This window comes from Neisseria sp. P0021.S006, from assembly GCF_051956895.1.
Window position 1 is genome coordinate 1 of record NZ_JBQCWZ010001310.1, and the last position, 432, is coordinate 432.

1 pseudogene is annotated in these 432 nt (G+C 54.9%); it reads left to right on the forward strand.

Features of this window, described 5'->3' with window-relative positions:
• Window positions 1-432 (forward strand): annotated as a pseudogene (locus ACTHUM_RS20040) (bifunctional acetaldehyde-CoA/alcohol dehydrogenase); the annotation flags it as partial.

Genomic DNA, 432 nt, shown 5'->3' on the forward strand with positions numbered 1-432 from the left:
TACTTTGCCAACAAAAAAGAAAAAGCCATGCTCGAAGAGTTTATCTTCGGCGTAACGGCGAACTGCGCCAGCTGCGGCGGCGCGAAACTCAATTCTGCCGTCGTGGGCAAACCGGCGGCATGGATTGCCGAACAGGCCGGGTTTAAAGTACCTGAAAAAACCAACATCATCATCGCTGAATGCCGCGAAGTCGGCCCCAACGAGCCGCTGACCCGCGAAAAACTTTCGCCTGTTTTGGCCATGATTAAGGCAGATTCGACCGAACAAGGCTTGAAGTTCGCCGAAGAAATGGTTGCCTTTGACGGCTTTGGACACTCCGCCGCCATCCATACCGCCGACGAAGAATTGGTCAAAACGTTCGGCTCCCGCGTCAAAGCCCTGCGCGTAATTTGGAATTCGCCTTCCACCTTCGGCGGCATCGGCGACGTGTAC